Source organism: Streptomyces sp. NPDC047315, from assembly GCF_040643215.1.
Classification (GTDB): domain Bacteria; phylum Actinomycetota; class Actinomycetes; order Streptomycetales; family Streptomycetaceae; genus Streptomyces.
In genome coordinates this window covers 157854-165655 of sequence record NZ_JBEYTZ010000019.1, presented here as the reverse complement: position 1 = coordinate 165655, position 7802 = coordinate 157854, and the positions used below count along the sequence as shown (strand labels likewise).

General features: G+C 74.7%; 8 protein-coding genes. 4 read left to right on the top strand and 4 right to left on the bottom strand.

The genetic code is table 11. The features are described 5' to 3' along the window. Positions 1-151: 151 nt before the first annotated feature. Positions 152-1027, bottom strand: coding sequence for an NAD(P)-dependent oxidoreductase (locus tag ABZ842_RS22790; RefSeq protein WP_361539431.1), 876 nt, complete (start codon positions 1025-1027; stop codon positions 152-154). Then, the gene (locus ABZ842_RS22785) at positions 1024-1494 is read right to left on the bottom strand and encodes a RidA family protein (RefSeq protein WP_361539428.1); all 471 of its coding nucleotides are present in this window, start codon (positions 1492-1494) and stop codon (positions 1024-1026) included. Before ABZ842_RS22785 ends, ABZ842_RS22790 begins: the two co-directional genes overlap by 4 nt. 92 nt (positions 1495-1586) lie before the next feature. On the opposite strand from ABZ842_RS22785, the gene ABZ842_RS22780 reads away from it, so the two are divergent. From ABZ842_RS22780 to ABZ842_RS22770, 3 genes are all read left to right on the top strand, one after another. Beyond that, positions 1587-2585, top strand: a complete 999-nt coding sequence (locus ABZ842_RS22780; RefSeq protein ID WP_361539425.1) for a LysR family transcriptional regulator — start codon at positions 1587-1589, stop codon at positions 2583-2585. A gap of 282 nt (positions 2586-2867) precedes the next feature. Next, a complete protein-coding gene (locus ABZ842_RS22775; RefSeq protein WP_361539422.1) occupies positions 2868-3248 on the top strand; it encodes a hypothetical protein in 381 nt (126 codons plus the stop codon). Between the two features lie 99 nt (positions 3249-3347). Next, a complete protein-coding gene (locus ABZ842_RS22770; RefSeq protein WP_361539419.1) occupies positions 3348-4019 on the top strand; it encodes a DUF998 domain-containing protein in 672 nt (223 codons plus the stop codon). Positions 4020-4079: 60 nt separating this feature from the next. Here the strand turns inward: ABZ842_RS22770 and ABZ842_RS22765 are convergent, their stop codons facing one another. After that, positions 4080-5195, bottom strand: a complete 1116-nt coding sequence (locus ABZ842_RS22765) for a helix-turn-helix domain-containing protein (protein ID WP_361539416.1) — start codon at positions 5193-5195, stop codon at positions 4080-4082. Positions 5196-5313: 118 nt separating this feature from the next. Here ABZ842_RS22765 and ABZ842_RS22760 point away from each other — a divergent pair, with 118 nt between their 5' ends. Further along, a complete protein-coding gene (locus tag ABZ842_RS22760; RefSeq protein WP_361539413.1) occupies positions 5314-6210 on the top strand; it encodes an alpha/beta hydrolase in 897 nt (298 codons plus the stop codon). A 56-nt stretch (positions 6211-6266) separates the two neighbouring features. On the opposite strand, the gene ABZ842_RS22755 is transcribed toward ABZ842_RS22760, so the two are convergent. Continuing rightward, the gene (locus ABZ842_RS22755; RefSeq protein ID WP_361539410.1) at positions 6267-7784 is read right to left on the bottom strand and encodes an MFS transporter; all 1518 of its coding nucleotides are present in this window, start codon (positions 7782-7784) and stop codon (positions 6267-6269) included. Between the last annotated feature and the right edge of the window lie 18 nt (positions 7785-7802).

Below are 7802 nucleotides of genomic sequence, written 5' to 3'. Positions count from 1 at the left end.
CGGCGGAGGTTGGGGGCGCGGGGAACTGCGCGACCAACCACGATGCACCCGCACGAACCAACGCACCCGCAAGGCCACCGCGGAGGTTGGGGGCGCGAGGAACTGCGCGACCAACCACGATGCACCCGCACGAACCAACGCACCCGCACCGTCAGGACACCGCCGGCGAGTCGGACGGCGGCGTACGGGCCAGGACCGCCATGTCCAGGCTGCCCGCGCCCTCGCCCCGGGCCGCCGCCTGCCGCGCCAACCCGACCGCCGCTTCGGCCATCGGCAACACCCCCGCGGCCCCCGCATCCGCATCCGCCACCGACACCGCCAGCGCCAGGTCCTTCACCAGCCCGTCGACCGTGAAGTCGGCGTCCTCGTACGCGTCGTGGTTCAGCCGCTCGCGCTTGCGCCCCACGACGTGGCCGAGCGGCCCCATCTGGAGGACGTCCAGGACTTCCGCGCGGGGCAGTTCGAGCGCGGCGCCGAGCCGTACGGCGTCGTGCAGCGTGCCCATCGCCGTGCCGAGCGTCAGGTTCGCGATCAGCTTGAGGCCGGTCGCGGTGCCCACGGGCCCGGTGTGGCGTCGGCTGCCCTCACGCGACCAGGCCAGCAACACGGGCTCGGCGGCGCGTGCGTCGTCCTCGTCGCCGGCGGTCAGGACGTGCAGCGCGCCCTTGCGCACCGCCGGCACCGAGCCGAGCACCGGCGCCTCCAGATAGCGCAGGCCCGCGGCCCGTACCCCGGTCTCCAACCGGCGCGCCTCGGCCGGCGCGAGGGTGGTCGCGTTGACGACGAGCGCGCCCGGGCACGCGCCGGACGCGACGCCGTGCGGCCCGAGCAGCACCGAGTCCGCCGCCGGCCCGTCGAAGACCATGACCACGACGACCTCGGCGTCCCGCACCGCCTCGGCCGGCGTCGCGGCCGTCGACTCCGGCTTCGGCGTGCGGTTCCAGGCGCTCACCTCGTGGCCGTCGGCGGCGAGGGCGGCGGCGAACGCCGCGCCCATCCGGCCGAGACCGCACACGGCGACCTTCATCGAACGACCTCCGCCGGGCCCGCCGACTCGTCCGGAAGGACCGCGAACGCCTCGATTTCGAGGAGGAGTTCGGGTCGGAAGAGCGCGGCCACCTGGACCGCGCTGCTGGCGGGCAGCCGATCGGGGTTCACGTACGCGTCGCGCGCGGCGCGCACCGCCGGCAGATGGGCGATGTCGGTGACGAAGTACGTCAGCTTGATGACGTCGTCGAAGCCCGCGCCGACGTGCGCGAGGCAACGGCGCAGGTTCTCGAAGACCTGCCGTGCCTGGGCGGCCGGGTCGCCCTCGCCCACGATGTCGCCGTTCTCGTCGTTGGCGATCTGCCCGGAGATCGCGACGAGCCGCCCGGTGCCCATGACGACGTTGGTGTAGCCGGTGCCGGGGGCGACGCCCCGGGGGTTCGGCACGTACGTGAGTCGGCTCGGCGGGGCGGTGGTGGCGGGAGGGGTCCCTGTGGTGTCGTTCATGCGGGAATCCTGACCCGCCCCGCCCCATTCCACTAGCGCATATCCCGCAGATCACCCATGCGCCAGACGCATGCCGTGGCACTGTGCCCCTCATGGACGTCATCGCTCTCCGCTCCTTCCGCGAGGTCTGTCGCCTGGGCTCGATCAGCGCAGCCGCGCAGGCGCTGGGCTACACGCAGTCGGCCCTGTCCCGGCAGATCGCCGCGTTGGAGTCCCGACTGGCCGTCCCCCTCCTCCAGCGCCACGCCCGCGGCGTCCGCCCGACGGCGGCGGGGGCGGTGCTCCTGGAGCACGCGGTGGCGATCCTGCAGCGCGTGGAACGTGCGGAGCGCGACGTCTTGGCGTCCCGGGAGCGCCCCGTGACCACCCTGCGGGTGGGCGGGGTCCCCACGGCGTCGGCGACGCTGCTCCCGCGGGCGCTGAGCCTGTTCCTCGCCGACGCCGATCCTGATGCCTGTCCTGATGCCTGTCCTGATGCCCGTCCTGATGCAGACGCTCACGTGCGCGTCGTCTTCGTCGAGGACTTCACGCCGCGGCTGCTCGGGCGGCTGCGGGAGGGCGAGTTGGACGTCGCCGTCGTCACGGACTATCCGCCGGGGCTGTCCAGCGGCACCGGCGCGGACGGGCATGGACGCGACGGCATCGCGCTGACCCACCTCCTGGACGACGCGCTGCGGTGCGCGCTCCCCCGCGGCCACCGGCTCGCCACCGCCACCGCCACCCGCGACGCGGAAGGCGATGACGGCGATAACGGCGCCCCCGTCGAACTCGCCGAACTCGCCGACGAGACCTGGGTCGAGGACTACGAGGGCGCCGCGGCCGTGCTGTCCGCCGCCTGCGCCCGCGCCGGGTTCGCCCCGCGCGTCGACATCGCGTGCGGCAGCTGGCTGGGCAAGCAGGCGTTCGTGGCCGCCGGCCACGGCGTGATGCTGGTGCCGGGCCTGCTCGTCCCGGCGCTCCGGCCCGACCTGGTGATCCGACCGCTCGTCGACCCGCCGCGCCGGAGCGTGTACGCGGCGGCGGGTCCGCGCCCGTCGGCGCCCGCCGAGCGGTTCGTCCGGGCGCTACGCAGGGCCGGGTCGAAGTCGTAGCCCGAGGCATCGGCATCATGGAGGGCACGGCCGGGCACGAGAACGGCCCCTAGGGCCTGCCTTTCGGATCAGGCTGGATGAGTGAGCGGGGTCTGGTGCCGTGGATCTCAAGGCGGAGGAAGGAGTCGACGCGGTGGGGGTCCCACCGTGCCCGCAGGGCACAGGGGGCCGTCGGCGACCGACGACAACGCGGAGAGGCGCGGCACCAGGGCACGCGAGCCCAGCAAGATCCGTAAGGCAGGCCCCAGCACCCCACCCCGTCCCCTACCCCCTAGGCAGGAAATGAGAGCCTGCGATCCAGCCCCCCACCCCGACCACCGCAGCCCCCTGTGGGCCGCCTTCAGTTGGTCCTTCATCGCACTGAGCGTGGCGTACGCGACCGCGCTGCTCATGCTCCTCCCCGAGTCGAACGACTGCCGCTACGCCGCCTCGGCGAACGGCGACATGACCGACACGGGATACGACGTCTTCCCGCCCGACCAGTGGTGCGAGTACGAAGACACCGGCCAGGTCTCCAAGGTGTCGTCCGCGCCCGCCTGGGTCCCCCCGGTGCTGTGGACCGCCACGGCGCTGACGGTGCTCTTCGCCGTCTGGGCCCTGGCGGACCAGCGCCTCGGCGGGCGCAGCCGGGACCTCGACCGCCCCGCGTCCGACGGGGCCTGACCACGGGGATTCCCCGAACGCACGTCAATCGGGGTTGACATCGGCCCAGATGTCAACCCAGGATGACAGCTCGCGGTACGTCGCCCTTCGGAGGTCCCCGTGCGCCTGCCCCTGCCCGCCGCCGTCGCCCGCCGCGTGCCGCGCATCCGTGCGTTGCTCGCCACCGGGGTGGCAGCCGGGCCCCTCTTCGTCACGACCTTCGCCGTCCAGGGCGCCCTGCGCGCGCACTACGACGGGCGGCGTCACCCCGTCAGCTCGCTCGCGCTCGGCCCGTACGGTCGGGTGCAGACGGCGAACTTCCTGGCCGCCGGGGTGCTCACCCTCGCACTCGCGGAGGGCCTGCGCCGGACGCCGGGGCACGGCTCGACGTGGGGTCCGCGGCTGGTCGCGGGCTGGGGCGTCGGGCTGCTGGGCGCCGGCGCCTTCGTCACCGACCCCGTCGGCGACTATCCCCCCGGCACGCCCGAGGACCCGGACATCACCGTGCCGGGCGGGCTGCACGACGCGTTCTCGCTCGTCGCGTTCGCCTCGCTGGTCGCGGCGGAGACGAGTTACGCGCGCGAGTTCGGTGCGGTGGGTGAGCGGGGCTGGGCGGTGGGGTCCGCCGCGGCGGCGGCGGTCACCGCGGCGGCGTTCCTCTACTCCGGCTGGGCCTTCGCCCGCACCGACGCGGCGGGGCGCCGCGCGGGCCTCGCGCAACGCGCCTCGATCACGACGGGCTACGGCTGGCTGACCCTCCTGTCCCTCCACGCCCTCCGCACCCTGAAGTAACGCGCACCCCCTTTGCGGGCAGCGCAGCTCCGCCCCTGAAGACCCACCCGCCCGGACAGTTCAGCGCCCGCCGGGCCCGTCCGCATCGGGCAGCAGGCGCCACGCCGTCAGGGCCAGGCTCGCCCGGAGCAGGCCGCGCGGCGTGGTGACGTCGACGCCCAGACAACCACCGATGCGCTCCACGCGGCGGGCGACGCTGCTGTGGTGCAGGTGCAACAGCTCCGCCGCGCCGCGCAGCGAGCCCGTGGCGCAGTACGCGTCCAACGTCGCCAAGTCGGCCGCGCCGTCGGGCGCGTTCGCGACGGCGGCGAGCGCGGACACGTCGGGGTCGGCCCGCACCGCGTCCGGCGGCACCCGGGCGAGCAGCGCCAGCGCGCCCAAGTCGGCGTGGGCGAGCACCGGTTCGCGTTCGGTGGTGAAGCGCAGGGCGGTACGGGCCTGCGCGAAGGACCGGTCGGGGCCGACCCCGCCGCCGAGCCCCGCCCGCACCCCCGCGGGGAACGCCGCCCGGTCCACCGCCGTGGCCAGCAACACCCCCACGTCAGGCAGCGGCGCCGCCTTCACCAGCCCGTCCGGGCAGATCAGCGCGCCGATCCGGTCCAGCGGCAGCCGCGGCGAGCGTACGGCTTCGGCGCGTACGGCTCCGACGCGTACGACGACGACGTGTACGGGCGCGTCGACGGCGAAGCCCAGCAGCCGCAGCGCCCGGGCCCGCGCCGCCTCGTCGCAGTCGGCGCTGACGGCGAGTTCGACGAGGGCGGGGTCGGCCATGGTCGTACGGGCCGGCCCGTACCGCTCCACGACGGCCGTGACGGCGATCGCGAACCGGTCGAGCACGGCCTCGTCGAGGGGGCCGGGCGCACCCGGCCGCTCCAGCCACACCGTGCCGATCACCTCGTCGTCCAGCGTGATCGGCCACTCCGTGGAGACGGCGGAAGCCGCGGCGGAAGCATCCGCGGGCTCGGGCGCCCCGCTCCCGTCGGGCCGGACCCGGGCCGTCCACCCCGTGCCGTCGAGCCGCACTCCCACCACGCACTCGGCCAGCCCCGCCGACGCCCGCGCGAGCGCCGGCAGGTCGACCCGTCGGCGCATCAGCGTGTCGTAGAACATGACGATCCGGATCGCGCCCTCGGCCCGTGCGTCGAGTTGCGACAGCCGTGCGGCCAGTGCCTCCATGTCCGGAGGATAGGTCCCCGTCCCGCGCGGACGGCGCGCCGATCGGCGCGGGATCGCGCCGGGACGCCCGACGCCCGGCGGACGCCCCCGTCCGCCCCCGCCCGGCAGGATCGTCGGCATGGATCCCGAACTCGAAGCGTTCCTACCGCTGTTCACCCGCCCCGACCTGTCCGACCCGATCGCGATGCGCAAGGAGTACGCCGAACGCTCCGCCGCCCGCCCCGCGCCGGACACCTCGGGCCTGACCGTCGAGGACCGGACGGTGCCCGGCGACCCGGACGTGCCGGTGCGGATCAACCGGCCCGACCGGCCGCAGGGCGCGATCGTCTGGATGCACGGCGGCGGGTGGGTCATGGGCGACCTGGACACCGAGCAGCACTGGGCCGCCCGGATCGCCGCCGGCTCCGGCGCGGTGGTGGTCTCGGTGGGGTACCGGCTGGCGCCCGAGCACCGCTTCCCGGCCGCGCTGGACGACGCGTACGCCGTACTGCGGTGGACGGTCGAGCACGCCGCCGAACTCGGCGTCGACCCGGCGCGCGTCGCGGTCGGCGGCCACAGCGCCGGCGGCAACCTCGCCGCGGCGCTCGCGCTGCGCGCCCGGGACGAGGCGGGGCCGCGCGTCCACTTCCAGCTCCTGAACGAACCCTCGCTCGACGACCGCCAGGAGACCTGGTCACAGCGGAACTTCACGGACACCCCGTGGGCGAACCGGGAGATGGTGGGCGCGTGCTGGCGGCACTACCTGGGCCCGACGCCCACCACGCCCTACGCGGCGCCGGCGCGCGCCACCGACCTGTCCGGGCTGCCGGCCGCGTACGTCTCGTCCGCGGAGTTCTGTCCTAACCGGGACGAGAACGTCGACTACGCGATGCGGATGCTGCGCGCGGGCGTGTCCGTCGAACTGCACCAGTGGGCGGGCACGTTCCACGGCTCGCAGGCGGTGCTGTCCGCGGACGTCTCCCAGCGGCAGATCGCCGGGGTGTGCACGGCACTGCGCCGGGCGCTCGCGCAGTGAGACGCCCTTTCGCGGTTCGCGGCACTGAGGAGCTGCGACGCCGAGGAGCGCGGCCGTCACGCCTCCGGTGTCCGTTCCCGCGGGTGATCCGGTGCCAGCGCGCGCCACGCGATGACGCCGCCGACGACCGCGAACACCGCACAGACCAGCATCGCGACGCTCTGCGCCCGGGTGAACGCGAGGTGCGCGGCGGCGATCAAGTCCCCTTGCCCACCCGCGAGTTCACCGAGCGTGCCGCCCAGGGACGAGCCGGCCCGTACGTCCAGTTCCGCGGGCGCGAAGTGCCGGTAGCCCGCGGCGACGGTGGAGCCGACGAGCGCCACGCCCAGTGCGATGCCGAGCTGTTGGTGGGTGTCGTTGAGCGCCGATCCCATCCCGGCGCGGTCCGGCGGTACCGCGCCGAGGACGGTGGTGTGCACGGCCGGGGACGCGAGCCCCGAGCCGACGCCGGCCAGCAGCAGCCCGGTCGCGACGACCGCGTAGTGGCTGGTCGGCGTGAGCAGGGCGAGCACGGCGAAGCCGGCCGCTGTGACGGTGAAGCCCGCGACGATCGCGCGGCGGTAGCCGATCCGTGCGGGCAGTCGGACGCCGACGGGCGAGCCGAGCACCACCCCGACCGCGAGCGGCACGATCGCGAGTCCGGCCCGCAACGGCGAGTAGCCCATGACGTGTTGCAGGTGCTGGGTCAGGACGAACAGCACGCTGCCGGTGCCGACGGCGAGGACGGCGACCGCGGCGCTCGCGCCGACGAACCGACGGTCCCGGTACAGCCCCGTGTCGACCATCGGCGACCGCGCGCGCCGCTGTCGCGCCCGGAACACCAGCGCGCCGACGACCGTCGCCGCGAGGGAGCCGAGCACGGTCGGCGACAGCGGGCCGTGGTCGGCGACGAAGGTCACCGCGGCCACGAACGAGCCCATGGCCAGCGTCATCGCCGCCGCGCCGACCACGTCGACGGGCCGGTTCTCCCGGTCGCGGGACTCCGGGACGAGCCAGCCGATCAGCACGATCGCGACGCCGGCGAGCACGGCATTGACGGCGAAGACGCCGGGCCAGCCCCACTCGTCCACAAGCACCCCGCCGACCAGCGGCCCAGCGGCCATCGCCGCCGAGCCGACCGCCGACCAGACCGCGAACGCCTTGACGCGTTCGTCGGGGTCGAAGACGTGCACGAGGATCGCCAGGGTCCCCGGCATGACCAGCGCCGCGCCCACGCCCATGACCGTACGGGCGGCGATCAGCCAGCCCACCGACGGTGCGAACGCCGCCACCACCGAGGTCACGACGAGGATCCCCAGCCCGACGACGACCGCCAGCCGGCGCCCGTAGCGGTCCGAGACCAGCCCGGCGGCGACCAGCAGCCCGGCGAAGACGACGACGTACGAATTCACCACCGCCTGCAGCGCGGCCGGGCCGGCGCCCAGGTCGTCCTCGATGGTCGGTATCGCGACGTTGAGGACGGTGTTGTCGACGACGATCACCATGAGCGCGACGCAGACCGCGCCCAGGATCACCCACCGTCGCGGATCGCGCTCCCGAGCCACGGCACTACTCAGCTCTTCCCCTACAGTCATGGTTAAACCCTACAGTGT